Here is a 25892-nt window from a genome sequence, read left to right as displayed (position 1 = left end):
CGTCAGTCAGTCGATTGCCGGCGGCTGGGTCGGAAAAGCCGATGGCGGCCGGGAGTCCCGGCAGCCATCGGGTTTCGCTTCGCCTGGTGAGCTGGGCTCGACCGGTCAGTTGACCAACACCCGGACGGTGAAGGTCCCACCGTCGGCCGTTGTCGAACCGGACACACCCAAGGCCTTGAGCGGCTCGAGGTTGCCGCGCTCTTCCTCAGGAACCGCCTGGAGATACACCTTCTCGAGCTTGTCGAGGTCGGCGAACAGGCCGAACTGGGCGTCACTGCCGTCGGCCACCGCCGCCTTGAAGCTCTCGCTGGACCCCAGGTCACCGCCGGCGACCAGCTCGTCAGCGTATTCCTGGGTGGTGGCGATCGCGACAGCGTCAGACCCGGTCGCGCTGCCCAGTTCGATCGGGGCGCCCGTCGCCGCGATCATCTGGTCGATCTTCGGCAGCAGCGGCTTCGCCTTGGCCACATCGGTGGTGGACCTGAGCCCGACCATCGGCAGTCCGGCAGCTCCCGGTTCCGACGTTCCCGACGAACTTGAAGCGACCCCGCTCGGAATCGCGTCCTCCAGCCCACGCTCGTCGATCCCGATCGTCAGCTCCTCGCCGAGCAGGGTCACCACATCGGCGGGAAGCTTGATCCCGAACTGCTGTTCCGCCGCCCGGACGAACGAGTCGAGTTGGTCGCCCTGGCCAGCCTGCTGCACCAGCTTCTGCAGCTGCGGCCAGGCCTGCTCGAACGCTGGACCCGCGCCGGCGACGGACATGCCAACGGCGGTGGTGGCGGGAAGCTCCGCGAGCTTGATGCCCGAGGTGCTGAGCTCCGGCACATCAGCGCCACGGGAGACGGCCTTGAGCTGCAGGGCATCCGATTCGAAGCTCAGCGCACCGACGATCCGTCCGGGCGACTTGGCCGGGCCGATCGGGAGCTGCTGGAGCGCTGCCCCGTCACCGCCCATCTCGGAGAGCTTGGCCGCGTCAGCCCAGAACGACATGACGCCCGACTCGCCGAGTGCGTCCATGTCGTCCTTGAACTGTTGCTCGTCGGCGAGCGGTGTCTCCGCTCCGGCCTTCGCGTACCTGTCTGCCTCCGCCTGCGTGTCGGCGACGATGAGATAACCGTCGACGAACGCGTAGCCTGTCTTGTCGTCGTCTGACGTCAGCTTGTCGAGGGCTGCCCTGACGGTCTCCTCGTCCTCCTTGATCTGCACGGCGGCGACCGCGTCCTCGTCCTTGCCGTCGGTGCCGGGCATGACAGCCACGCCGAGCCGGTCGCCGAGCCACGGCTCGATGTCGGTGGCGTAGTCGACGTCCTTCAGGTCCTCGTCGTCGGACTTGATCGCCTCGAACAATGCCTCGCGGAGGTCGTCACCGCTGCCGAGGCGGTCCTTGGCGTCGGGGAACTTCCGGGCGAAGCCGAGGATGTTGAGCTTCTGCTCGGTCGACGGGTTGAGGTCGACGCGGAGGTAACCCACGGCGCTGCCGGGCAGAACCTGCTCGGGCTGGCCGCCGTTGTTGCGCATCGCGGCGACCGCCCATGCGCCACCGCCGATGAACACGACGAGCACTGCAGCGAGTGCGATGATCAGCCACCGGGGTCCGCGACGCTCCGGCTCGACCGGTGGCGCGTACTGCGCACCACCAGGGTTCCAGGGTCCGCCCGGGCCACCAGGTGGCTGTCCGGGTCCGCTGGGATAGCCGCCGGGCCCGCCCTGCTCCGGTCCGCCGTAACCTGGCTGGCCCTGCTGCTGACCGTAGCCCGGCTGGCCGTACGGCTGCTGACCGTACGGCGGCTGGCCCTGCTGTGACTGACCATACTGCGGCTGACCGTAGGGCTGCTGACCCTGAGCCGGCTGACCGTACCCTTGCTGACCTCCCTGGCCGGGTCCTGGACCGTAGGGCTGCTGGCCGCCTGGTCCGGCGGGACCACCCGGCGGTGAGTAGCCGGGTCGACCAGGATCGTGCGGTGTTTGGTCGTGCGACAAGGAGGACACCCCCGAGGCGGTGCGGAATAGATGGACTGAACGAAACTAGCGCAGAGCTGGTGGTTCTTGCTGACCCGTCGGGCGACCTGTGGATAGTGACGTCGCGGAGATGCCGGCCGGCCGGTCGTCATCTAACCACCCCAGCCACGCGAGGGGTACGACGGGAGCCAGCACCGCGATCGGCCAGGCGAACAGGTAGCCGTACGCATGGAGTCGCAACGGTGCCGCCACGGTCGTGTCGACCGTCGCGGCCGGGTCCGCGGTCCAGACCACCGTGCCGTTGGCGACGAGACTTCCGGCCGCCGACGCCAGCACGGCGGCCAGGCAGGCACCGGCGATGAGCGCCACGACCATCACCACACCCTGGCGGAGGAAGAACGTCGCGAGAACGGCCCCGAGCATCAGCCCGATCACTCCTGCGAGCACGGCGTACCACGAATCCATCGCCACGAGCCGGCCGGCGTCGAGCTCACTCGCCGGGAGCGGACCCACCTGCGTCATGATCAGCTCGATGTCGGGCGCCAGCACCGCCCACGCGATCCCGCATCCGACCCCGGCGAGCGCAAGCGTGAGAACGATCACCATGCACGCCCGAAGTCGCCCCCGGTCGGGCAGAGACTCCTCAGCGGCGTGTCCGTGGGCGTCGTCGAACGCTGACCGCTCGGGCGGAATCGCCGGGCTGGGAGGAGTCGGTGTGGTCACCGGGCCAGATCCTAGAGGACTTGTGCTGAAGTCAGCTCAGGACGGGACACACCCCGGCCCGAGGAGCGCCTTCAGGTCACCCATCAGCGCAGGAGAAGGCGTGACGCGCCAACGGTCCTCGAGCCGCATCACGAGCGTCTTGCTCTCCGAGCGCAGGTGGAGATGCACATGGGTCATGCCGGGATGGGTCGAGAAGATCTCCTTGAGCCGGTCGACGATTGGAGGGGTGCAGCGTTCGCGGGCCAGTGAGATCGCGACCGGTCCGGTCTGCTGGGCGCTGATGTCGGGAAGCGACAGCTCCATCGCGATCAGCTGGGGCGTGTCGTCGCGCCGGTCGAGCCGCCCCTTGACCACCACCACCGCGTCCTCGGTGAGCTGGAGCGCGGTGAGCTGATAGGTCGACGGAAAGAACATCACGTCGATCCCACCCTCGAGGTCCTCGAGGGTGACGATCGCCCACGGGTCGCCGCGTTTGGTCATCTTGCGCGAGATCCCGGTGATGAGACCGCCGACGGTGACGATCGACCCGTCGGGGCGTTCCTCGTCGGTCAGCAACGTGCCGATCGTGCAGTCGGACGCGCTCGCGAGCACGTGCTCGATGCCGAACAACGGATGGTCGGACACGTAGAGCCCGAGCATCTCCCGCTCGTGGGCAAGCAGGGTCTGTTTGTCCCACTCCCCGATGTCGGGCACCTGCGGTGCCATCAACGCCTCGTCGATGCCGTCGTCACTGTCGCCGAACCCGAACAGCGAGTCCTGACCGATCGCCTCCTGGCGCTTCTGGTCGACAAAGAAGTCGACGGCGTCCTCGTGCCACTGCACGAGCGCCCGGCGGCGGTGCCCCATCGAGTCGAAGGCACCCGCCTTGGCCAGCGACTCGATGACCCGCTTGTTGCAGGCGGTGGCCGGTACCTTGGCCATGAAGTCGCCCGCGTCGGTGAACCTGCCCTTGGCCTCACGGGCGGCCACGATGGCGTCGACGACGTTGTGGCCGACGTTGCGGACCGCGGTGAGGCCGAACCGGATGTCGGTGCCCACCGGGGTGAAGTTGGACGCGGACTCGTTGACGTCCGGGGGCAGCACCTTGATGCCCGACCGGCGACAGGCGTTCAGGTAGACCGCCATCTTGTCCTTGTCGTCCTGCACGCTCGTCAGCAGGGCGGCGAAATACTCGGCCGGGTAGTTGGTCTTGAGGTAGGCCGTCCAGTAGGCCACCTGCCCGTAGGCCACGGTGTGCGACTTGTTGAACGCGTAGTCGGAGAACGGCACGAGGACGTCCCACAGCGCCTTGATGGCACCGTCGGAGTAACCCCTGGAGCGCATGCCCTCGGAGAAGGGAACGAACTCCTTGTCGAGGACCTCCTTCTTCTTCTTGCCCATCGCCCGGCGCAACAGGTCTGCCTGCCCCAGGCTGTAGCCGGCGACCTCCTGCGCGATCCGCTGCACCTGCTCCTGGTAGACGATCAGGCCGTGGGTCTCGCCCAGGTGCTTCTCGCCGACCTCCCGCAGCTCGGGGTGGATCGGGATGATCTCCTGCTGGCCGTTCTTGCGGAGCGCGTAGTCGGTGTGGGCGTTGGCACCCATCGGGCCGGGCCGATAGAGCGCCAGAACCGCGGAGATGTCACCGAAGTTGTCCGGCTTCATCAGTCGCAGCAGCGAACGCATGCCGGCACCGTCCATCTGGAAGATGCCGAGGTTGTCGCCGCGGGCGAAGAGTTCGAAGGTCGGCTTGTCGTCGAGCGGGACCTCCAGCAGCTCGACTTTCTCGCCACGGCTGAACTCGATGTTCTTGACCGCGTCACTCAAGATGGTGAGGTTGCGCAGGCCCAGGAAGTCCATCTTCAAAAGGCCCAGCGTCTCGCAGGTCGGATAGTCGAACTGCGTGATGATCGCCCCGTCGGCCTCCCGCTTCATCATCGGCACGTGGTCGATCAGCGGCTCCGAGGAGAGAATCACCCCCGCGGCATGGACGCCCGTCTGGCGGATCAGGCCCTCCAACCCGCGGCCGGTGTCGATCACCTTCTTGACGTCGGGATCCTGCTCGTAGAGCGCTCGGATCTCGCCGGCGTCGTTGTAGCGCGGATGCTTGTCGTCGAAGAGGCCTGCGAGCGGGACGTCCTTGCCCATCACCGCCGGCGGCATCGCCTTGGTGATCTTGTCCCCGAGCGCGTACGGATAGCCGAGGACCCGCGAGGCGTCCTTGATCGCGGCCTTGGCCTTGATCGTGCCGAACGTCGCGATGTAGGCGACCTTGTCCTCGCCGTACTTCTCGCTGACGTAGCGGATCACCTCGCCACGCCGACGCTCGTCGAAGTCGACGTCGATGTCGGGCATCGAGACACGCTCGGGGTTGAGGAAGCGCTCGAAGATCAGGTCGTACGGAATAGGGTCGATGTCGGTGATGCCGAGCGCATAGCAGGCGAGGCTGCCGCCCGCCGAGCCGCGGGTGGTCGTGGCGATGCCGTTCTGCTTCGCCCACATGATGAAGTCAGAGACCACCAGAAGGTAGGACGGGAAGCCCATCTGGATGATGATCTTCATCTCGTACTCGACCTTCTGGCGGTAGTCCTCGGGGTAGCCGTCCGGGAACCTCCGCTCCATCCCCTTCCAGACCTGCTCGCGGAACCACGACTCCTCGGAGTGGCCCTCGGGGACGTCGAGACGCGGCATGAGGTTGCGGGTCTCGAACATCCCCGCCGTGTCGACCCGCTCCGCGATGGCCAACGTGCTGCGGCAACCGGCCTGCCACGCCTCGGAGCTGTCGATGCCCCGCATCTCCTCGGCCGGCTTGAGGTAGTAGCCCGACCCCTCGAACTGGAACGTCGGCGCCACCAGGGTCGATGCGGTCTGGACGCACAGGAGGGCGGCGTGCGCGGTCGACTCGTGCTCGTAGGTGTAGTGGGAGTCGTTGGTCACCACGAAGGACAGGTCCAGCTCCCCGGCGACCTTCTCCAGGCCGGCCCGCGCCCGCTTGTCGATGTCGATCCCGTGGTCCATCAGTTCGACGAAGAAGTTCTCCCGGCCGAAGATGTCCCGGAAGTCACCGGCCGCCTCCAGCGCTTCCTTCTCCTGGCCGAGCCGGATCTTGGTCGACACCTCGCCGGACGGGCAGCCGGTGGTGGCCATCAGGCCGGAGGAGTGTTCCGACAGCAGCTCCCGGTCGATGCGTGGCTTGCGGAAGAAGCCCTCCATCGACGCCCGGGTCTGCAGCCGGAAGAGGTTGTGCAGACCTTCGGCGTTGCGCGCCCAGATCGTCATGTGCGTGAACGCACCGGCACCGGACACGTCGTCGTCCTTCTGGTGCTGGTGACCCCACCGGACCGGCGCCTTGTGGAATCGTGACTCCGGCGCGACGTAGGCCTCGAGCCCGATGATCGGCGTGACCCCGGCCGCCTGTGCCTTGGTGAAGAAGTCGTACGCACCGTGCAGGTTGCCGTGATCGGTGATGGCGACGGCCGGCATCTGCAGGCGCTCGACCTCGGCGAACATGTCCTTGAGCTTCGCCGCGCCGTCGAGCATGGAGTATTCGGTGTGGACGTGAAGGTGCACGAACGAATCGGCCATGCTCGGATGCGCCTCCTGTTCCGCCTACGCCACAGCTCCGCCTGGAAGACCGTGGCGCGGGGCGCCGGCTGGGGAGAGAGTCCGACTCTAGGCCCACCCGCCGACAGGCCGAAGCCGCCCCGCCGAGTGGCGGTGAACCGGCTCCAACGATCACGCCGATTTCCCTGTGCTGGTGACGTTTCGTGCCTCAGGTGACGCGTTCGGTATCAGCACGGGCCTGGTCGAGCGCACCCGCGAGATCATCGGGATAGGGCGAGGCGAACTCCACCCACGCGCCCGACCCGGGGTGCTCGAACCCCAGCCGATGCGCGTGGAGCCACTGGCGGTCGACGCCCAGGCGGCGAGCCAGGACCGGATCCGCGCCGTAGGTGAGATCGCCGACGCACGGATGGCGGATGGCACTCATGTGCACCCGGATCTGGTGCGTACGCCCGGTCTCGAGCCGGATCTCGAGCAGCGACGCATGCCGCAGTGCTTCCAGCGTCTCGTAGTGGGTAACCGCCGGTTTGCCTCCCGCCACGACCGCCCACTTGTAGTCATGGGTGGGGTGCCGGTCCACGGGAGCCTCGATCGTGCCGCGGGACGGGTCGGGATGGCCCTGGACGAGCGCGTGGTAGATCTTGTCGACCCGGCGCTCCTTGAACGCCCACTTGAGCGCGGAGTAGGCACGCTCGGACTTCGCGACCACCATCAGGCCGCTGGTGCCGACGTCGAGCCGGTGGACGACGCCCTGCCGCTCGGCCGCGCCGGACGTGGCGACCCGGAACCCGGCAGCCGCGAGATGCCCGACGACGGTCGGGCCACGCCAGCCCGGGCTCGGGTGCGCGGCGACACCGATCGGCTTGTCGACCACCACGAGGTCCGGGTCGTCGTGCACGATCCGCATGCCCTCGACCGTCGCGGGTGCGACCGGCGGCTGCGGCGCCGGCAGCTCCACCTCGAGCCAGGCGCCTGCCCACACCCGCGCGGACTTCATCGCCGGCGAGCCGTCGAGCTGGACCTGTCCGTGCTCGACCAGCTCGGCGGCTTTGGTACGCGAGAGGCCGAACAGCCGCGCCAGCGCCGCGTCGAGACGTTCACCTTCGAGGCCGTCGGGGACCGGGAGGCTCCGGCGGTCGCCCATGGCCGGTGTGGCACTCACTCCGCGCCCCCGGTCGGCTTGTCCCCGGCGGACGCCCGCTCGATCGTGCCGTCCCACCGCCGACCACGCAGAGCCATCAGGATGATCAACGCGGCCGCGGCGCAGATCGAACTGTCGGCGAGGTTGAACACCGGCCAGTGCGGCAGTGCGAGGAAGTCGACGACGTGACCACGCAGGAAACCCGGTTCGCGGAAGACGCGGTCGGACAGGTTGCCCAGCGCGCCACCGAGCAACAGCCCGAACGCGACCGCCCACGCCGTGCTCGCGAGCGTCCGCGACAACCGGATCACCACCGCGGCGACGCCGAGCGCGACGAGCGACAGGACGACGGTGTAGCCCTCCGCCAGCCCGAACGCGGCGCCGGGGTTGCGTACCAGCCGCAACGTCAGCAGGCCACCCCACAGCGAAACCGGGTCGCGGTCGGACAGGTAGGCCGTCGCGGCGATCTTGGTGAGTACGTCCGCGACGAGGACGACGGAGGCCACCGACGCAAAGAGGACGATTCGTCGTCGCCTCAGCTGATCATCGACCTCGGTCGCGTCGTTCAGCGACGCTCTTCCCTCTGTTTGCATGACACGCACAGTGTCGCACGCGGGAATGCGAGCAACCGAGCCTTCCCGATGGGGTTGCCGCAGCCCTCGCAGATGCCGTACGTACCGTTCCTGATCCGGCCCATCGCCCGCTCGGTCTGCGCCAGCATGTCGCGGGTGTTGGCGGCGAGGGACATCTCGTGCTCACGTTCGAACGTCTTCGAGCCCGCATCGGCCTGGTCGTCACCCGCGCCGTCCCCGCTGTCACGGAGCAGGTCGGCGATTTCGACGGCGGCCGAGTCGAGTTCGGTGCGCAGCCGGTCCGCCTCGGCCCGAAGCTGGAGGTAGAGCTCTTCGAGCTCCGCCTCCGACCACGGCTCCTCGTCGGCGCGGACCTTCAGGGTGGGCGCACGTTCGGCGAGGTCCGCACCGGTCTCGGCGGTCCTCGGGCGCGTCGCCTTCTTCGCAGGTGCCTTCGCGGGAGCCTTCGTCGCCGCCGCCTTCTTCGCCGGAGCCTTCTTCGCGGAAGCCTTCGTCGGCACCGTGTCCTTGGCCGGGGCCTTCTTCGCGGAAGCCTTCGTCGGCACCGTCTTCTTGGCCGGAGCCTTCTTCGCGGAAGCCTTCGTCGGCACCGTGTCCTTGGCCGGAGCCTTCTTCGCCGCGGCCTTCTTCACGGGAGCCTTCTTCGCCGGAGCCTTCTTCGCCGGAGCCTTCTTCGCCGGAGCCTTCTTGGCCGGAGCTCTCCCCGCGGTCGCCTTCCGGGTCACCGCGTTCCGGCCGGGCGTGTCGCTCCTCGCGGCGTGCGGACGCCCCAGCTGGCCGTCGTGCGTGACCATCAGCGACCTCCGAGTTCGCTCCGGGTCGGCCGCCGGTCCGCCAGATCACCGGAGTCCCGACCGGAGAGCAGGCGCACCAGGCGTTCCTCGACGTCGGGCGCTGCCACCTCGAAGATCTTGTCCCGGCTCCGCTGTCCGGAAACCAGGCTGACCCGCCGCGCTGGTACGCCGAAAGCCGCCGCGAGCGCCGCTCCGGCCGCGTCGCTCGCCCGACCATCGACCGCGGGTGCGGTGACCGAGACGACCAGGGACGGACCGTTGCGTCCGGTGTACGTACCTCCGACCGAGGTACGCCGTGCACCCGGTTTGACCCGGACCGCGATCCGTTTCGACGACTCCATCCAGACAGTGTGCAACGCCGCCGTCGATCACCCCACCGGCATCGGAGTTCTAAGATGGCGGGCCGAATGTGGACCATCCCAAGACCGGAGTACCGGTGACCAATCACGACAACCCGGGCGATTCCCGCGCCTACCGTGCCGTCGAGCCGCAGGTCGACCTGCCCACACTTGATCACGAGATCCTCGCGTTCTGGCACGAGCGGGGCATCTTCGACAAGTCGCTCGCGCAGACCGAAGATGCGCCTCCGTGGACCTTCTACGAGGGCCCGCCGACCGCCAACGGCATGCCCGGCGCCCACCACGTAGAGGCCCGCGTCTTCAAGGACCTGTTCCCGCGCTTCCAGACCATGCGGGGCCGGCACGTCGAACGCCGGGCGGGCTGGGACTGCCACGGCCTGCCCGTCGAGGTCGCGACGGAGAAGGAGCTGGGCATCTCGGGCAAGCAGCAGATCGAGGACTACGGCATAGCCGAGTTCAACGCCGCCTGCCGGGCCTCTGTCGAACGCTACGTGGGTGCCTTCACCGAACTGACCGAACGCATGGGCTACTGGGTCGACATGTCCCAGGCGTACTGGACGATGAACCCGGCGTACGTCGAGAGCGTCTGGTGGTCCCTCAAGCAGATCTTCGACAAGGGCCTGCTGGTCCGCGACTACCGCATCAGCCCCTACTGTCCTCGTTGCGGCACGGCCCTGTCCGACCACGAGCTCGGCCAGCCCGACGTCTACCAGACCGTGGCCGACCCGTCGGTCTACGTCCGGATGCCCCTCACGTCCGGCCCGCTGGCAGGCACCGACGACAAGCCGGGCGCGGCACTTCTCGTCTGGACCACGACACCGTGGACGCTCGTGTCCAACACCGCGGTCGCGGTCCACCCCGACGTCGACTACGTAGCGGCGACGGACGGCGACGAGACGCTGGTCGTCGCCGAAGGACTCCTGCCGGTCCTTGGTGAGGGGTGGGAGGTCACCGCCCGGTTCCGTGGCGCGGACATGGAGCGCTGGACCTATCGCCGGCCGTTCGCGCTCGTGTCGTTCCCGGCCGGCGCCGACGGTGCGGTGCCCGACACCGCGTACGTCGTGGTCGACCCGTACGTCACCACCGAGGACGGCACCGGGCTCGTCCACCAGGCACCGGCGTTCGGTGAGGACGACTACCGCGTGGCCAAGGCGTACGGCCTGCCCGTCGTCAACCCGGTCCGGCCCGACGGCACCTTCGAGCCCGACCTCGCACTCGTCGGCGGGGAGTTCTTCAAGGCCGCCGACCCGGCCCTGGTCGCCGACCTCGACGCCCGCGGCGTCCTGTTCCGCGGCGAGACCTACGAACACAGCTACCCGCACTGCTGGCGATGCCACACGCCGCTGCTCTACTACGCCCTCCCGTCGTGGTTCATCCGTACGACCGCGATCCAGGACGAACTGCTCGCCGAGAACGAAGGCACGAACTGGTACCCCGACACCATCAAGCACGGCCGCTACGGCGAATGGCTGCGAAACAACGTCGACTGGGCGCTGTCCCGGAACCGCTACTGGGGCACTCCGCTGCCGATCTGGACCTGCCCCGACGGACACCACACCTGCGTGGGCTCACTCGCGGAGCTGGGTGAGCTGGCGGGGCGGGACCTGTCCGACCTGGACCCGCACAGGCCGTTCGTCGACGAGGTCACCTTCGCCTGCCCGGCGAGTGTGGACAGCGCCTCCTGTGACGCGACCGCCGAGCGGGTCAAGGAAGTCATCGACGCGTGGTACGACTCGGGAGCGATGCCGTTCGCCCAGTGGGGCTACCCCTACGCCGAGGGTTCGCGGGAGAAGTTCGCGCAGGCCTACCCCGCGCAGTTCATCTGCGAGGCCGTCGACCAGACCCGCGGCTGGTTCTACTCGCTGATGGCGGTGGGTTCACTGGTCTTCGCCCGTTCGTCGTACGAGAACGTCGTCTGCCTCGGCCTCATCCTCGCCGAGGACGGCCGGAAGATGAGCAAACATCTCGGCAACGTCCTCGAGCCGATCCCGTTGATCGAGCGGCACGGAGCCGACGCGGTGCGGTGGTTCATGGCCTGCTCGGGCTCACCGTGGTCGGCGCGGCGGGTGGGTGACGCGACGATCCAGGAGGTCGTCCGCAAGGTCATCCTCACCTACTGGAACTCTGTCGCGTTCCATACCCTCTACGCCCGTCTCGCTGGCTGGGCTCCCACTGGCGGAACTCCCACTGGCGGGACTCCCACCGGTGGGGCGAGCGGCACCGAGGGTGGCGCCGACGCCGTACTCGACCGCTGGCTGCGCTCGGAGACCCACCGCCTCGTGCGCGACGTGTCCTCCGCGTTCGACCAGTTCGACACCCAGCGGATCGGCCAGCTGCTCGCTTCGTTCGTCGACGACGTGTCGAACTGGTACGTACGCAGGTCACGACGGCGGTTCTGGTCCGGCGACCCGGCGGCGTTCGCCACCCTGCACGAGTCGTTGGAGCTGCTCACCCGCCTCCTGGCGCCTCTCACCCCGTTCGTCACCGAACACGTCTGGCAGCGCCTCGTCCGACCGGTCACCCCGGACGCGCCGGAGTCGGTGCACCTCGCGGGGTGGCCGGCCGCCGACGAGGCCGCGATCGACGACGACCTCGCCGCCCACGTCACCCTCGCCCGCCGGGTCGTCGAACTCGGCCGGGCCGCCCGGGCCGAGGCGAAGGTCCGGACCCGGCAACCCCTTCGCCGGGCACTCGTCGGCGCCACCGGATGGACGACCCTGCCGGAGTCGCTGCGTCGGGAGGTGGCCGAGGAGCTCAACGTGCTCGACCTGCAAGGGCTCTCCGACATGGCCGGCGACCTCGTGGACTACGCCGTCAAGCCGAACTTCCGCGCACTCGGCAAGCGGTTCGGCAAGGACACACCACGGATCGCCGCAGCGGTGAGCTCCGCGGACTCCGGTCGGCTGGTCGCGCAGCTGCGTGACCAGGACCATGCCTACGTCGACGTCGATGGCGAGCAGGTGCGGCTGGATCCGTCCGAGGTGCTCACGTCGGAACGCCCGAGGGAAGGCTGGGCCGTCGCCAACGCCTACGGCGAGACCGTGGCCCTCGACCTCACGGTCACCGACGAGCTACGCCGGGCCGGCACCGCCCGCGAGATCGTCCGCCTGATGCAGGAGGCGCGCAAGAACGCCGGGCTGCAGGTGAGTGACCGGATCGCCCTCACCTGGTCCGCCTCGGATCCCGAGACGGCGGCCGCGTTGCGCGAGCACGAGGCGTTCATCGCCGACGAGGTGCTCGCCGGCCAGATCGGTGAAGGTAAGCCTGCGGAGGCCGACGAGGACCTCGCGGCTGGTGAAGCGGAGAACCTCGGCCTGTCGTTCTGGTTCCGCCGCTCCTGAGGCCGCGGAAACGACCTGACGATGCGTGCCATTTCCCCACGATGCGCGGCCGATTCGCCGTGCATCGTGGGGAATGATCACGCATACACGTGATCATTCCCCACGGTTCGAGCAGACGAGAAGGCCCGGGACGCCTGAGACGTCCCGGGCCTTCTCTTGATCTCTTAGAGCGAGGACTCGTCGTCGTCCTCGAGCAGTGCGTTGAGGCGCGGTGTACCGCCGCCACCTCCGGAGGCGACCCGCTCGCCGCGCTCCATGCGTTCGCCACCGGCCGCCATCGCCGCCGGCTTGTGCGAGTTGATCGACCGCGGCCCGTTGGCGTCGGACTGCGGTGACACGCCGTTCTCGACGCTGCCCTGACCGGCGAGCAGACGCAACTGGCTCTCGAAGTAGGCCTTGAGCCGGCTGCGGTACTGGCGCTCGTAGGTACGGAGCTCGTCGACCTCGCGCTGCAGCCGCGTCTTCTCCTTGTCGAGCTGACCGAACAGCTGGTTGCGCTTCTCGTTGGTCTCGCGCTCCAACTGCTCCGACTTCGCCCGCGCCTCGGACTCCAGCCGGCTGGCCAGGCCACGCGCCTCGTTCTCCAGCCGCTCGGAACGGGCCCGGGCGTCGGAGAGGATCCGGTTGGCCTGCTCCTTGCTCTCGGCCACGAGCTGGTCGGCGTTCTGCGTGGCGATCTCCAACAGACGGGCCGCGGCGGTGGACGCCTCGGCGACGCTCTGCGGACCGGCCGCCGGCTGCTGCCGCACCTGCGGATGCACCGGCTCGTGCTGCTCGGGGACGGGCTGCTTCGCGTAGGGCGCACCCTCGCCCCGCTGGGCCGCGGCCAGCTTCTGGCGCAGGTCCTCGTTCTCGTGGTTCAGCCGCTCCAGTTCCGACTCGACCTCGTCGAGGAACTGATCGACCTCGCCCATGTCGTAGCCCTCCCGCAAGCGGACGGGCGTGAAGCGCTTATTGCGCACGTCCTCGGGTGTCAACGGCATGACCTCACCTCAGGCTCGCAGGACTTGACAATGTGGTTCGGAGCAACCGTACCCGGTTTGAGTGGCAAAGACCGAGGGGGCTCCACAAAGGACGGTATTTCGTTCAGTTCGTCACCGTGAGTACAAGCGCCTGAAGTACGTAAATGATGACGATCAGGAGCAGGAAGGACAGATCCAAGGCAAAGCCGCCCAACCTCAGCGGAGGGATTACGCGGCGTAGCGCCTTCAGGGGTGGATCGGTGACGGTGTAGACGCCCTCGAGCGCCACCAGGAGGATGCCGCTCGGCTCCCAGGACCGGGCGAAGAACTGCACCCAGTCGACCACCAACCGGACAAACAAGAACACCAGAAAGATCCACAGGATCACGTAGATCAGCTGGCCGACGATCTGCACGTGCGCTCCTCGGGGTCGCCCATCGGTGAACTGTCGACCCTATCTCCGATTCGAGGCAGGCCCGACCGGGTGGGAAACCGTTCGGCGACCGGTCGGCGCACGCTCGCATCGGCAGACAGCCGCCGCGCTAGCTCTGGTTGAAGAACCCGGCCTCGGCGATCCGCTCCTTGTCCTCGGCCCGGACCTTGACGTTGGCGGGCGAGAGCAGGAAGACCTTGGCGGTGACGCGTTCGATGCTGCCGTGGAGTCCGAAGATGAGCCCGGCGGCGAAGTCGACCAACCGCTTGGCGTCGGAGTCGTCCATGCCGGTCAGGTTCATGATCACCGGGGTGCCGTCACGGAAGTGCTCGCCGATGAGACGCGCGTCGTTGTAGGTGCGCGGATGGAGTGTGGTGATCCGCGACGCCGGAACCTCCGGCGCTACCTGTACACGCCGCCGGTCGGGGAAGGCCGCGACATTGCCCGGGCGTTCGTCGTGCACGGACTGCGACTCGCCCGCGTGGGACTCCCGCTCTTCTGTGTCGTAGTCGCCCTCATAGGCAGGGTCGTACTCGTCGTCGTAGCGGCCCTGGTCCTCAACGAGACCGAGATACACCGCGACTTTGCGCATCGCGCCGGCCATCTGACCTCTCGCCTTCTGCGTTTCAGCTTCGACGGGACGAACCTGTGCTGGTGCCCCACGTGCAGAGGATCCAGCCTCATCACGAGGCTCCGTCCGCGCCGACGCTACCTGTTGGAGGGCCGCACACCTAGTAACCCGCGCCCAACGCGTACGTGTGTCGCGCCGGCGGCGACCGCTTGCTCCAGGTCGTCGCTCATTCCGGCCGAGATCCAGGTCGCGTCGGCGTGTCGCGCCCGGATGCTCGCGGCCACCTCGGCAAGCCGCGCGAACGCCGCTGCGGGGTCACCGTCCAGCGGTGCCACGGCCATCACCCCGCCGAGCCGGAGTAACGGCGATGCGGCGATCTGGTCGGCCAGGTCGGAGACCTCGGCGGGATCGGCGCCACCGCGCCCGGGGCGGTCGTCCAGGCGTACCTGCACCAGGCACCGGAGCGGCTGGTCCACACCACCCACATCCGGGTCGACCGACTGATCGTGCCCCGGCTCGCGGTGTCGCTGGACAGCACGATCGAGAGCACGCACCAACTCGGGCCGGTCGACCGATTGGACGACCGTGGCATACGTGACGACCGAGCGCGCCTTGTTGGTCTGCAGTTGGCCGACGAAGTGCCAGGTCAGATCCAGATCGGCGCAGGCGGCGGCCTTGCCCCGTGCCTCCTGGTCCCGACTCTCGCCGATGTCACGGACGCCGAGTTCGGCGAGCAGGCGTACGTCCGAAGCCGGAAAGGTCTTGGTGACCGCGACGAGCGAGACCTCCGCCGGATCCCGACCACACTGTGAGCAGGCGTTCACGATCCTGTCGCGGACGCCTTGAAGACCTGTCGCGATCTGCGCGCGCCGGACGTCCTCTGCCGGCCGGCCGCCATGGCCGGGGGCGGTGACGGGCTGGGGTCTCGGCCCGCGGTGAGTCATCCGCTACTTGAGGAAGTCGGGGATGTCGAGGTCATCGTCGTCAGTGACCGGACGGCGCGGTGGACGGGCCGTCGTCGGGGTGAACGGCTTGCTCGCCGCGGGCGAGTCGGTCTGCTGAGGACCGCCGTCACGGGTCGCCTGGTCATTGCTTCCGGCCGGGCGGGACTGCTGGCTGTTGCCCAGTAGGCGCTGGCGGAGTTCCTGGGTCTGCGCCGCGAGGTCGCTCCGCGGCGACCGCGCCTGTGCCGGTGTCGCAGCGGAAGTCTGCTCGTCAGCATGCGGCTGTCCTGGCCGGCTGGCCACCGGACCGGGTGCCGCCGGAGTGCCGCCGCTGCCGGGCCGTCCGGCGTAGCCGCTCGACGACGAGCCAGTCGCCGGCCGCTCACCTCCGCCGTTGGACAGCGGGCTTGGCTCCGGCCGTGCGGGCTCGCCGGGCCGCCGGGGTTGGCCGTAGGCCGGTCCGCCCGGCAAGGCCGTCGGTCCGGGCCTCCCGCCCGATCCGCTCCCTTGCCCGACGGCTCCGGCCTGCTGGGCGCCACGTCGCCGCGGCATCCCGCCGTCGAAGCCCGCCGCGATCACCGTGACGCGGACCTCGTCGCCGAGACCATCGTCGATGACGGCACCGAAGATGATGTTGGACTCGGCGTGCGCGGCTTGGGAGACGAGCTGGGCGGCTTCGTTGATCTCGAACAGGCCGAGGTCGGAGCCACCCGCGATGGACAGCAGCACGCCGTGTGCACCGTCGATCGATGCCTCGAGCAACGGGCTGGAGATCGCCATCTCCGCGGCTGCGACAGAGCGGTTCTCCCCACGCGCGGAACCGATGCCCATGAGCGCCGACCCGGCGTTGGACATCACGCTCTTGACGTCGGCGAAGTCGAGATTGATCAGGCCCGGCGTGGTGATGAGGTCGGTGATGCCGGAGACACCTTGGAGCAGCACCTGGTCGGCCTGCTTGAACGCGTCGAGCACGCTGACCTGGCGGTCGCTGATGGAGAGCAACCGGTCGTTGGGGATCACGATCAGAGTGTCGACCTCGTCGCGGAGGGCGTTGATTCCCTCCTCGGCCTGGGTGGCGCGTTTCTTGCCCTCGAAGGCGAACGGCCTCGTGACCACGCCGATCGTCAACGCCCCGAGCGACCGCGCGATCCGCGCGACCACGGGTGCACCGCCGGTGCCGGTGCCGCCACCTTCGCCGGCGGTGACGAACACCATGTCGGCGCCCTTGAGTACCTCCTCGATGTCCTCGGAGTGGTCCTCGGCGGCCTTGCTTCCCACGTCGGGGTTGGCGCCGGCGCCTAGCCCTCGGGTGAGTTCTCGACCGATGTCGAGCTTGACGTCGGCATCGCTCATCAGGAGCGCCTGCGCGTCGGTGTTGATCGCGATGAACTCGACGCCCTTGAGGCCGACCTCGATCATCCGGTTGACCGCGTTGACACCTCCGCCGCCGATACCGACGACCTTGATGACCGCGAGGTAGTTCTGCGGTGCCGCCACGACGCTCGCCTCTCAATAGACATCTCTAGATCGGGTCGCCCTATAACCCTCACCCTCTAGTTCAGGGTTATAGTTATGTCAACCTCGCCTTGAGCAGCAAGGTACGCAACGCCTCGGAAGCTATTCAACGCAACACGCCGGCATGACGGCCACGCGCCTCGCCGGGGTGTGGTCTCCGAGTCAGGTTCTCGTTGTCGGAAAGCCCGGAACGCTGACGTCATAGACCTTCGCACGCTGCTTCAGAAGGGCAGCGAGGACCCGCGCTTTGCTACGGGAGTCGTCGGCGCTCCCCCACATCACGGTGACGCCCCGGTCGAGGTGAAGGGTCACCGAGTCGACGGTCCTCACCCGTACCGTCTCGACCCTTCGGCGCAGTTCCGCCGGAAGCGCTGCTGCCACCTGTGCCCCGGCCTGCCTGAGACCAGCCACCCGCTCCGGATCCGACTCCCTGGCAGCCGTCTCGATCGTCACGAACCTCGTCCGCATCCCTTCGGCGGTGCGGAAGGCTACGCCCTCGGCGTCGACGACCCGGGCAACGCTGCCGTCACGCCACACCGCGACCGGCGTCCGGCAGGTGGCCTCGATCCGGACCTCGTGCGGCCAGGAACGCTCGACCGACGCCCCCTTGACCGCCGGCAGGGCCGCGACCCGCTTGCGTACGGCGTCGAGGTCGATGCGCGCCAAAGGCCGCCCCAGAGGAACGGCGGCGGACGACAGGACCTCAGCCCTGGAAAGCCCCGAGGCCGGAGTCAAGCCACCGACCACGACGGTCCGTGCGTCGAACAGCGTCGAGAAGCCGAACGCCCAGACGGCAAGCCCGGCCAGGACCACGACGGACGCCAGGACCAGTGCCGGACTGAGACGCAGCAACCGGCGCGACCACTGCCGGCGGGCGAACTTGCGGGCCGACGACGCGGACACGCTCGCCGCCGCGCCCGCGGGCGGCGTCCGCGCCGTCGTTCTGGATCTCGTGGGCCGGGACGGCACGGTCATCGGGCTGCGCCTGGCTCGCTTTCTTCCTCGAGTCGCTCACCGACGAGTTCCAGTACCTCGGGCCCGATGAGCGCCACGTCAGGCGCTCCGAGGGTCAGCACCAGATCGCCCGACCGCACGCGTTCGGCCACCCGGATGGGAGCCGCCGACCACGAGCGTTCGTAGACGATCCGCTCGGGCGGCAGCGGGATGTGCGGGATGATCAACGCGCCGGTGATGCCGGGGATCGGATCGTCACCGGTCGGGTCCATCACGATGACCTCGTCGGCGAGGCCGAGGGCCTCACCCAACTCCCGGAAGAAGAACTGCGTCCGCGTGTGCCGCAACGGCCGGAAGCACACGATCACCCGTCCCTCACCGGCGGCGCCCCGGGCGGCGCGAAGGTTGACGAGCATCTCGGTCGGATGGTGGCCGTAGTCGTCGTAGATCCGCACACCGCCCGCCGTGCCCTTGTACTCGAACCGGCGCCGCGTTCCCGCGTAGCTCGACAGGCCCTCCCGGAGGTCACTCGACGGGAAACCGAGGCCGAGCCCGGCGGCGTAGGCGGCAGCGGCGTTCCAGGTGTGGTGCCGGCCGGCGACGTGGACGTCGATCGTGCCCTGGCGGCGGCCGTGGACGACGAGCTCGAACGTCGAACCGAGCGGGCGTACGGCCACGTTGTCGATGCGGACGTCGGCGTCGGTGGCCTCGCCGTAGGTGCGGACGTCGACGCCACGGGCCCGGGCGGCCTCCGCCACCCGGCGGGCGCCCGGATCGTCCACGCACGCGACCAGGAACCCACCCGGCACGATGCACTCGACGAACTGGTCGAACGCCTGGTGGTAGTCGTCCGGCGTCTCGTACATGTCGAGATGGTCGGGATCGACGTTGGTGATGACCGCGACCTCGGGTGAGTACTGCAGAAACGCCCGATCGGACTCGTCGGCCTCCACCACGAAGATGTCCCCGGTGCCGTCGTGGGCGTTGGTCCCCGTGTCGTTGAAGTTGCCACCGATCGCGAACGACGGGTCAGCGCCGCAGTGCTGGAGCGCCACCGCAAGCATCGACGACGTGGTCGTCTTGCCGTGGGCACCCGACACCGCGGCGACCCGGCGTCCGTCCATCACCGCCGACAGCGCCGCCGCCCGCGAATAGAGCAGCAGCCCACGCCGTCGCGCTTCGACGACCTCGGGGTTGTTCTCCTTGATGGCCGTCGAGATCACCAGCGTGTCGGCACCCTCGACCTGGGCGGGGTCATGCCCGACGAAACAGGTCGCGCCGAGGGCGCGAAGGGCGGTGAGCGCGCGGGAGTCCTTGGCGTCGCTGCCACTCACCGTCATGCCGCGGGCGAGCATGATGCGGGCGATGCCCGACAATCCGGCGCCACCGATCCCCACGAAATGAACGTGACCCAGCTTCTCCGCCGGTACCAGCTCCGGTGGTGGTGGAACGATCACAGGCCTTCCTTTCCGGCGTTCCCGTGCGTGCTGGTGGCAACCGAGCGGACCAGCTCGGCCAGCCGGTCGTCGGCGTCCGCGGGCACCAGGTCGTGCGCGACCTTGGCCATCGCGGCCAGCCGGCCCGCGTCGGTGACAAGACCGACGACGTGCTGTCCCACCCATTCGGGGGTGAGGTCCGCGTCGTCGACGAGTACCGCGCCTCCGGCGTCGACGACAGGTTGCGCGTTGAACCGCTGTTCGCCGTTGCCGACCGGGTAAGGCACGAAGACGGCGGGCAACCCGACCACCGCGAGCTCGGTCACCGTGTTGGCTCCAGCCCGGGAGATCACCGCGTCCGCGGCAGCATAGGCCAGTTCCATCCGTTCGATGTAGGGCACCACGACGTAGGGCGGGCTCCCGGCCGGGCTTTCCGGCCGGATGTCGTGTCCCGCACCAGTCGCATGCAGGACCTGTACCCCTGCCGCGCCCAGACTCGCCGCGGCCCCGGCCACGGCCTGGTTCAGGCGTACGGCGCCCTGGGATCCGCCCGTCACGAGCAGGGTCGGCCGGTCGGGATCGAGGCCGAACGCCGCCCTCGCCTCCGCCCGGAGCGCAGACCGGTCCAGCGTCGTGATCTCCCGCCGGACGGGCAGCCCCACAAAGGCCGCATGGCGCAGGGGCGTCCCCGGAAAGCTCACAGCCACATGAGAGGTGACGAACCGGGCCGCGAATCGGTTGGCTATGCCGGGTCGGGCGTTCTGTTCGTGGACCACGACCGGTTTGCGCAGCCGGCGGGCCGCGAGATAGGCCGGCATGGCGACGTAGCCGCCAAGGCCGACCACGACGTCCGCGTCCACCCGCGAGATCACACCGGCGGCGGCGCGCACGGCTCCGGCGAGTCGGCCGGGAACGGTGAGGAGTCGCGGCGTCAACTCCCGCGGGAGCGGCACCCGGGGAATCACGGCAAGTTCGTGCCCGGCGGCGGGGATCAGCCGCGCCTCCAGCCCCTCCTCCGTACCGAGGAAGGTGAGACCCACATCGGGATCAGCCCGGCGGAGTGCGGCCGCCAGGGCGAGTGCCGGACTGATGTGGCCGGCACTGCCGCCACCGGCGAGAACGATGTGCACGAGCTCACCCTTTCGTCGTGCGAGCCTTCTTATCTGATGCCACCTTCGGCCTGGACACCACCTTCGTCCCGGCCGCCGCCTTCGTCCCCGACGCCGCTTTCGCGGCGGCACGGGCCTTCCTCCGGTCGGCCAGGGCCGCCCTGGCTGCCGGCTCGTTCCGCGCGAACGACACAAGGAGCCCGATCGCGAACAGAGTCGGAAGCATCGCGGACCCACCGTATGACACGAGCGGCAACGGGATACCCGCGATTGGCAGGAGCACCAGGACCGCGCCCATGTTGACGAGTGCCTGAGCGGTCAGCCAGCCGATGATTCCCGCCGTGGCGAGCCTGGTGAAGGTGTCGTCCGCGCGCAGGGCTATCCGGACGCCGACGAAGGCCAGCGTCAGGAAGAGGCCGAGCACGATGATCGTGCCGGCAAGGCCGAGTTCCTCACCGATCACGGCGTAGATGAAGTCCGTGTGCGCTTCGGGCAGTCGTCCCCATTTCTCCCGACTGTTACCGATTCCCACACCCCACCAGCCGCCTGTGCCGAGTGCGAAGAGCGAGTGCGCGGCCTGCCAGCCGGTGTCGCGATAGTCGGCGAACGGATCCAGGAACGTCGTGAGCCGCTCCCGCCGGTGCTCTCGCGTCACCACGAGATAGGTGACGACCAGCCCGACGGCGGCCACGGCGATCCCGAAGAACCGCATCGGCGTCCCGACCACGAACAGCATGACGAGCACCAGCGAGAACAGCACCAGCGACGTGCCGAGGTCGCGCTGGGCGAGGACAAGTGCGAGAACAACGCCGCAGACAGGGACGAACGGGATGATCAGGTGTTTCCACTCGCTGAGGAGTTTCTCCTTGCGGGCGAACAGGTCGGCACCCCACAGGACGAGCGCCAGCTTGGCCGCCTCACTGGGCTGGAGAAGGAACGGGCCACCGAACGACAGCCAGTTGCGGTTGCCGTTGACCGAGACCCCGAGCGGCGTGAGCGTGAGCGCGAGCAGGACGATCGACACGATCAGCGCTGGATAGACCACGGCGCGCAGCACCCGCGGCGGCAGGCGGGACGCCACGAACGCCAGGGGCAACCCGGCTGCCACCCAGATGAACTGCCTCGTCGCCAGGGCGTAGGAGTCGCCGTAGACCGACAACGCGTAGACGCTCGACGCCGAGAGCACCATGACAAGCCCGAGGGCGAGCAGCAGCCCACTGACGCCGATGACGAGGTGGTACGACGTCAGCGGACGGTCGAGCGAGCGCCGGATCTCGGCGAGCCAACCGGACTCGTCGTCGCGGGACCGACGCCAACTGGACAGGTGCCCGCGCCCTGCCGCCGGGCGCGAACTGGTCTGGCGCGCGTGGCCGTCCCCTGCGACGGTCCGGCGGTCGTTGGTGGCGCTCGTCACGCGCGTACCGTCTGTGTGAACACGCGTCGTCGTCCCCTCCGGTCGGCTGGTCTCAGGTCACGCCGTGGGGATCAGCCCCGGTGCCCTCGCACCGACGCCGCGAACGCATCACCTCGAGCGCTGTAACTGGTGAAGAGGTCGAAGGATGCGCAGCCAGGTGCGAGCAGCACGGTGTCACCTGGCTGGGCGAGCCGGCCCGCGGCCCCCACGGCCCGATCCATCACCTCAGTGTCGCTGTCGGCGACTTCGATGACGGGGACATCCGGTGCGTGTCGCGCAATCGCGGACGCGATGAGTTCCCGGTCGCGACCGAGCAGGACCACGCCGCGCAACCGGTCCTTGACGGCGTGTACGAGGTCGCCGAAATCCTGACCCTTGGCGAGGCCTCCGGCGACCCAAACCACGGAGTCGTACGCCAGGAGCGAGGCGAGCGCCGCATGGGCGTTGGTGGCCTTGGAGTCGTCCACGTAGACCACGCCGTCACGCTCGGCCACCCGCTGGATCCGGTGCGGCTCGAGGACGAAACCCGCCAGACCTGCCCGGACGGCGGCCGGGGGCACGCCGTGTGCCCGGGCGAGGGCCGCGGCGGCGAGGGCGTTGGCGATGTTGTGCGGCGCCTGTGACGGTAGATCGCTGACGGCACACAGTTCCGCCGCGGACGTCTGTCGTTCGGCGACGAACGCCCGGTCGGCGAGCACACCGTCGACGACACCGAGCATGCCGACCCCCGGCACGCCGGCCGTGAACCCGACCGCCCGGGCCCCCTCCACCACGTCGGCCGCGCGGACCAGTTCCTCGGTGACAGGGTCGGCGACGTTGTAGACGCACGCGATCTCGCAGCCGGTGAAGATCTTGCCCTTGTCCCCGGCGTAGGCGTCCATCGAACCGTGCCAGTCAAGGTGGTCAGGGGCGACGTTGAGAACCGCCGCCGCCCGGGGACGCAGGGGCCGCGCCCAGTGCAGCTGGAAGCTGGACAGCTCGACGGCGAGGACGTCGTACGGCTCGGGGTCGAGCACGGCGTCGACGACCGGCGCACCGATGTTGCCGACCGCCTCCGCCCGCAGTCCCGCTGCCCGCAGGATCGCCGCCAGCATGCCCACCGTGGTGGTCTTCCCGTTGGTACCGGTGAGGGCGAGCCAGGGCGCGGCGGTCGCGGGATCGCGCAACCGGAGCGCGAGGTCCACCTCGCCCAGGATCGGCAGCCCACGCTCCCCCGCCGCCACGAGCAGGGGCGCACCAGGAAGCCAGCCCGGCGAGGTCACCACCAGGTCAGCGTCGTCAGGAAGCGTGGCCGAGGAGCCCGGGCCCAGGCGTACGTCGGCGCCGAGGGTCGAAAGGATCGTCGCCTTCTCGTGTTCGGCGTCGCCCGCGCGGTCGTCGACGACGACGACCCGTGCGCCCACGCCGAGCAGGCCGGCGGCGGCCGAGTACCCGGACACGCCGATGCCCGTCACCAGGGCGGTGACCGACGGCCAGGGCGAGTGCCGGTCCGCGCCGTCCAGCCAACCCAGCCGGTGGTGACCGTTGACCTGCCCGGCAGTGCGCCCAGTCGCCTGCCCGGCGGTGCGCCCAGTCGCCTGCCCGGCGGTCGGTCCCGTGGTCTGTCCGTCGTGCGATGCCGTCATGTGCCCGCCACCCATTCGGCGTAGAAGATCCCGATCGCGCCGGCAACGCAGATGCCGCAGATGATCCAGAAGCGGATCACGATCGTGACTTCGTTCCAGCCCTTGAGCTCGAAGTGGTGGTGGATCGGCGCCATCCGGAAGAGCCGGCGGGGTGTACCCGTCTTCCACCGGGTGAACTTGAAGAAGCCGGTCTGGAGCATGACCGAGGCCGTCTCGATGAGGAACAGCCCACCGATGAGGATGAGCAGCAGCTCGGTACGGGTCATGATCGCGAACCCGGCGATGCCGCCGCCGAGGGCCAGCGCACCTGTGTCACCCAGGAAGATCTTGGCCGGGGAAGCGTTCCACCACAGGAATCCGAAGCACGCAGCAGCGACCGCGAAGGCCACGACGGCGAGGTCGTACGGATCCCGGACCTCGTAGCACTTGGTGCCCGGCTCCTCGAAGCAGGCCTGGTTGAACTGCCAGACACAGATCAGGGTGTACGCGGCGAACACCAGCACCGAGGACCCGGTGGCAAGGCCGTCGAGACCGTCGGAGAGGTTCACGCCGTTGGACGTCGCGGCGATCATCAGCAGCACCCAGAGGACGAAGACCACCGAGCCGAGCTGCAACCAGTCGATGTCGCGGATGAACGAGATGAACGGCGAGCCGGGCGTGACGTCCCGGTCGTCGGGGAACTGCAGCGCGAGGATCGCGAAGACAACCGCGACCGAGGTCTGGCCAGCCAGCTTGGTCTTGGCGCGCAGGCCGAGGCTGCGCTGCTTGGAGACCTTGAGAAAGTCGTCGAGGAACCCGACGAGCCCCAGGCCCACCATGAGCAGCAGGACCAGCGCACCGGACGCCGAGGGCAGCCGCCACGAGTAGACGTGTGCCGCCGCGTAGCCCAGCACGGTCGCCACGATGATGACGATGCCGCCCATCGTGGGCGTACCCCGCTTGGTGTGGTGCGAGGTCGGGCCGTCGTCGCGGATTATCTGGCCGTAGCCACGGGCCGCGAGCATCCGGATCCCGACCGGTGTGCCCAACAGCGCGATCAGTAAGGAGACTCCCCCGGCAAGCAGGATCGCCTTCACGCCTGGCCCTCCAGTGTCTCGGCCCCCTGTCGAATGGCATCACCCAGATAGCGCAGTCCGGCGTCGCGGGACGACTTCACCAGTACCACGTCGCCGCTCCGCAGGTCCTTGCGTAACAACTTCAACGCCTGCGCGGCGTCACGGACGAAGGTCGAGTGGCGAAAACCCGCCGCCCTCGCGCCCCGCTCGATCGGCCTGGCGCCCTCCCCCACGACCACCAGACGTGACACGCCGAGCTCAGCCGCGAGGCGGCCGACCGCCTCGTGCTCCTGCGCCGAGGCCTCGCCCAGCTCCAACATCTCGCCCAGCACCGCGAACGACCGGCGGCCGCCCGCGAGTTCGGGCAGGGTCTGCAGCGCTGCCCGCATCGAGTCGGGGTTGGCGTTGTAAGCGTCGTTGAGGACCGTGACCCCGTCAGCGCGCTCGCCGATCTCCATCCGCCAGCGGGCCAGCGGGACCGCCGCCGAGAGGCGTTCTGCGACCGTCTGAAGGTCCATGCCGATGGCGAGCCCGACGGCCGCGGCGGCCAGTGCATTGGAGACGTGGTGGCGGCCGACCAGCTTCAGGCGTACCTCTGTGGCTCCGTGCGGGCTCACCAGCTCGAAGACCGGACGACCGCCGTCGAGCCAGACCTTCGCCGCACGGACCGCGGCGTCGTCGGCCAGGCCGAAGAGGACCGACGGCGCCTTGGAGCGGTCGGACATCGCCCGGACCAGTGGGTCGTCGGAGTTCAGGATGGCGAGGCCGTCGTCGAGCAGGGCCTCCACCAGCTCACCCTTCGCAATCGCCGTCGCCTCCCGGCTACCGAACTTCCCGACATGGGCGAGCCCGACGTTGAGCACGACCGAGATGTCCGGCGGAGCGATCTGGGTGAGGTACCGGATGTGGCCGATCCCGCGGGCGCCCATCTCCAGGACGAGGTACCGCGTCTCCTCGTCAGCCTGCAACACGGTGAGGGGCATACCTAGCTCGTCGTTGAGCGACCCCTGCGGCGTCACCGTGGGTCCGGCACCCGCCAGCACCTGCCCGAGGAGGTCCTTCGTCGACGTCTTTCCCTGTGATCCGGTTACGGCGACGATGGTCGTGTCCACCAGCCGACCCACCACGAACGCCGCGAGCCGACCGAGTGCCACGACCGAGGCGTCCACGTCGTGGTCGAGCGCGGTCGGCGCGAGGATCGACGGAACGGCGGGCAACGGCTCACTCGCGAGCACCGCGACCGCTCCCCTGCGTACGGCCTCCTCGGCGAACTGGTGGCCGGGACCGTCGGCGACGAAGAGCGCACCTGGGGCCGCCTGGCGCGAGTCGGCGACGACAGGACCCGTCACCACCGCGTCCGGCGACGCGTCGCGGAGTTCGCCACCCACCGCCTCGGCGATCTCGGCGAGAGTCATCCG

20 protein-coding genes are annotated in these 25892 nt (G+C 69.0%); 1 reads left to right on the top strand and 19 read right to left on the bottom strand.

Annotated elements, in window-relative coordinates; all coding sequences use genetic code 11:
- Positions 1–105 precede the first annotated feature (105 nt).
- From ABN028_RS14440 to ABN028_RS14410, 7 genes are all read right to left on the bottom strand, one after another.
- A complete protein-coding gene (locus ABN028_RS14440) occupies positions 106–1983 on the bottom strand; it encodes a DUF3352 domain-containing protein (protein WP_349696933.1) in 1878 nt (625 codons plus the stop codon).
- A 45-nt stretch (positions 1984–2028) separates the two neighbouring features.
- Positions 2029–2685: a hypothetical protein gene (locus tag ABN028_RS14435; protein WP_349696932.1), complete on the bottom strand. Its 657-nt coding sequence runs from the start codon at positions 2683–2685 to the stop codon at positions 2029–2031.
- Between the two features lie 36 nt (positions 2686–2721).
- Positions 2722–6249 carry a DNA polymerase III subunit alpha gene (dnaE, locus tag ABN028_RS14430; RefSeq protein ID WP_349327968.1) on the bottom strand — a complete coding sequence of 1176 codons (3528 nt, stop codon included), beginning with the start codon at positions 6247–6249 and terminating at the stop codon, positions 2722–2724.
- Between the two features lie 187 nt (positions 6250–6436).
- Positions 6437–7372, bottom strand: coding sequence for an RluA family pseudouridine synthase (locus ABN028_RS14425; protein ID WP_349328119.1), 936 nt, complete (start codon positions 7370–7372; stop codon positions 6437–6439).
- A 14-nt stretch (positions 7373–7386) separates the two neighbouring features.
- Complete coding sequence (gene lspA / locus ABN028_RS14420) at positions 7387–7962, bottom strand: signal peptidase II (protein ID WP_349696931.1); 576 nt, start codon at positions 7960–7962, stop codon at positions 7387–7389.
- On the bottom strand, positions 7935–8756 hold the full coding sequence (locus tag ABN028_RS14415; RefSeq protein WP_349696930.1) for a TraR/DksA family transcriptional regulator: 822 nt from the start codon (positions 8754–8756) through the stop codon (positions 7935–7937). Before ABN028_RS14415 ends, lspA begins: the two co-directional genes overlap by 28 nt.
- A complete protein-coding gene (locus tag ABN028_RS14410; protein ID WP_349327965.1) occupies positions 8756–9097 on the bottom strand; it encodes a DUF167 domain-containing protein in 342 nt (113 codons plus the stop codon). Before ABN028_RS14410 ends, ABN028_RS14415 begins: the two co-directional genes overlap by 1 nt.
- Before the next feature lie 95 nt (positions 9098–9192).
- Here ABN028_RS14410 and ileS point away from each other — a divergent pair, with 95 nt between their 5' ends.
- Positions 9193–12456, top strand: a complete 3264-nt coding sequence (gene ileS / locus ABN028_RS14405) for an isoleucine--tRNA ligase (RefSeq protein ID WP_349696929.1) — start codon at positions 9193–9195, stop codon at positions 12454–12456.
- 164 nt (positions 12457–12620) lie between these two features.
- Here ileS and ABN028_RS14400 read toward each other — a convergent pair whose 3' ends face one another.
- The 12 genes from ABN028_RS14400 to ABN028_RS14345 form a co-directional block, all read right to left on the bottom strand.
- Positions 12621–13439, bottom strand: coding sequence for a DivIVA domain-containing protein (locus ABN028_RS14400; protein ID WP_349327963.1), 819 nt, complete (start codon positions 13437–13439; stop codon positions 12621–12623).
- Positions 13440–13542: 103 nt separating this feature from the next.
- On the bottom strand, positions 13543–13833 hold the full coding sequence (locus ABN028_RS14395; protein ID WP_349327962.1) for a YggT family protein: 291 nt from the start codon (positions 13831–13833) through the stop codon (positions 13543–13545).
- Between the two features lie 127 nt (positions 13834–13960).
- Positions 13961–14455 carry a cell division protein SepF gene (locus ABN028_RS14390; protein WP_349327961.1) on the bottom strand — a complete coding sequence of 165 codons (495 nt, stop codon included), beginning with the start codon at positions 14453–14455 and terminating at the stop codon, positions 13961–13963.
- 104 nt (positions 14456–14559) lie between these two features.
- Positions 14560–15282 (bottom strand): YggS family pyridoxal phosphate-dependent enzyme, encoded by a 723-nt coding sequence (locus ABN028_RS14385; RefSeq protein ID WP_349696945.1) that lies wholly within the window; start codon positions 15280–15282, stop codon positions 14560–14562.
- Between the two features lie 87 nt (positions 15283–15369).
- Positions 15370–16863 carry a cell division protein FtsZ gene (gene ftsZ / locus ABN028_RS14380; protein WP_349696928.1) on the bottom strand — a complete coding sequence of 498 codons (1494 nt, stop codon included), beginning with the start codon at positions 16861–16863 and terminating at the stop codon, positions 15370–15372.
- Positions 16864–17043: 180 nt separating this feature from the next.
- The gene (locus tag ABN028_RS14375; protein ID WP_349696927.1) at positions 17044–17856 is read right to left on the bottom strand and encodes a cell division protein FtsQ/DivIB; all 813 of its coding nucleotides are present in this window, start codon (positions 17854–17856) and stop codon (positions 17044–17046) included.
- The gene (murC, locus tag ABN028_RS14370) at positions 17853–19292 is read right to left on the bottom strand and encodes a UDP-N-acetylmuramate--L-alanine ligase (protein WP_349696926.1); all 1440 of its coding nucleotides are present in this window, start codon (positions 19290–19292) and stop codon (positions 17853–17855) included. The genes ABN028_RS14375 and murC overlap by 4 nt, the downstream gene beginning before the upstream one ends.
- Positions 19289–20401: an undecaprenyldiphospho-muramoylpentapeptide beta-N-acetylglucosaminyltransferase gene (gene murG / locus ABN028_RS14365; RefSeq protein WP_349696925.1), complete on the bottom strand. Its 1113-nt coding sequence runs from the start codon at positions 20399–20401 to the stop codon at positions 19289–19291. The genes murC and murG overlap by 4 nt, the downstream gene beginning before the upstream one ends.
- A gap of 4 nt (positions 20402–20405) precedes the next feature.
- Entirely contained in the window at positions 20406–21794 is a 1389-nt protein-coding gene (gene ftsW / locus ABN028_RS14360; protein WP_349327956.1) for a putative lipid II flippase FtsW, read from the bottom strand.
- A gap of 71 nt (positions 21795–21865) precedes the next feature.
- A complete protein-coding gene (murD, locus tag ABN028_RS14355) occupies positions 21866–23419 on the bottom strand; it encodes a UDP-N-acetylmuramoyl-L-alanine--D-glutamate ligase (protein ID WP_349696924.1) in 1554 nt (517 codons plus the stop codon).
- Positions 23416–24495 (bottom strand): phospho-N-acetylmuramoyl-pentapeptide-transferase, encoded by a 1080-nt coding sequence (gene mraY, locus ABN028_RS14350; RefSeq protein WP_349327954.1) that lies wholly within the window; start codon positions 24493–24495, stop codon positions 23416–23418. The genes murD and mraY overlap by 4 nt, the downstream gene beginning before the upstream one ends.
- The gene (locus ABN028_RS14345) at positions 24492–25889 is read right to left on the bottom strand and encodes a UDP-N-acetylmuramoyl-tripeptide--D-alanyl-D-alanine ligase (RefSeq protein WP_349328117.1); all 1398 of its coding nucleotides are present in this window, start codon (positions 25887–25889) and stop codon (positions 24492–24494) included. The genes mraY and ABN028_RS14345 overlap by 4 nt, the downstream gene beginning before the upstream one ends.
- Between the last annotated feature and the right edge of the window lie 3 nt (positions 25890–25892).

Source organism: Actinopolymorpha sp. B17G11, assembly GCF_040196095.1.
Taxonomy (GTDB): domain Bacteria; phylum Actinomycetota; class Actinomycetes; order Propionibacteriales; family Actinopolymorphaceae; genus Thermasporomyces.
The sequence above is the reverse complement of the archived record's forward strand: the minus strand, read 5'-3'. Positions and strand labels throughout refer to the sequence as shown.

Bases quoted from the DNA above. Each gene is read 5' to 3' on its own strand.
- ABN028_RS14345 (WP_349328117.1), bottom strand. From the start codon at position 25,889: ATGACTCTCGCCGAGATCGCCGAGGCGGTGGGTGGCGAACTCCGCGAC.
- murD (WP_349696924.1), bottom strand. From the start codon at position 23,419: ATGACGGCATCGCACGACGGACAGACCACGGGACCGACCGCCGGGCAG.
- ABN028_RS14410 (WP_349327965.1), bottom strand. From the start codon at position 9,097: ATGGAGTCGTCGAAACGGATCGCGGTCCGGGTCAAACCGGGTGCACGG.
- ABN028_RS14390 (WP_349327961.1), bottom strand. From the start codon at position 14,455: ATGGCCGGCGCGATGCGCAAAGTCGCGGTGTATCTCGGTCTCGTTGAG.
- dnaE (WP_349327968.1), bottom strand. From the start codon at position 6,249: ATGGCCGATTCGTTCGTGCACCTTCACGTCCACACCGAATACTCCATG.
- ABN028_RS14425 (WP_349328119.1), bottom strand. From the start codon at position 7,372: ATGGGCGACCGCCGGAGCCTCCCGGTCCCCGACGGCCTCGAAGGTGAA.
- ABN028_RS14375 (WP_349696927.1), bottom strand. From the start codon at position 17,856: ATGACCGTGCCGTCCCGGCCCACGAGATCCAGAACGACGGCGCGGACG.
- lspA (WP_349696931.1), bottom strand. From the start codon at position 7,962: ATGCAAACAGAGGGAAGAGCGTCGCTGAACGACGCGACCGAGGTCGAT.
- ABN028_RS14400 (WP_349327963.1), bottom strand. From the start codon at position 13,439: ATGCCGTTGACACCCGAGGACGTGCGCAATAAGCGCTTCACGCCCGTC.
- ABN028_RS14415 (WP_349696930.1), bottom strand. From the start codon at position 8,756: ATGGTCACGCACGACGGCCAGCTGGGGCGTCCGCACGCCGCGAGGAGC.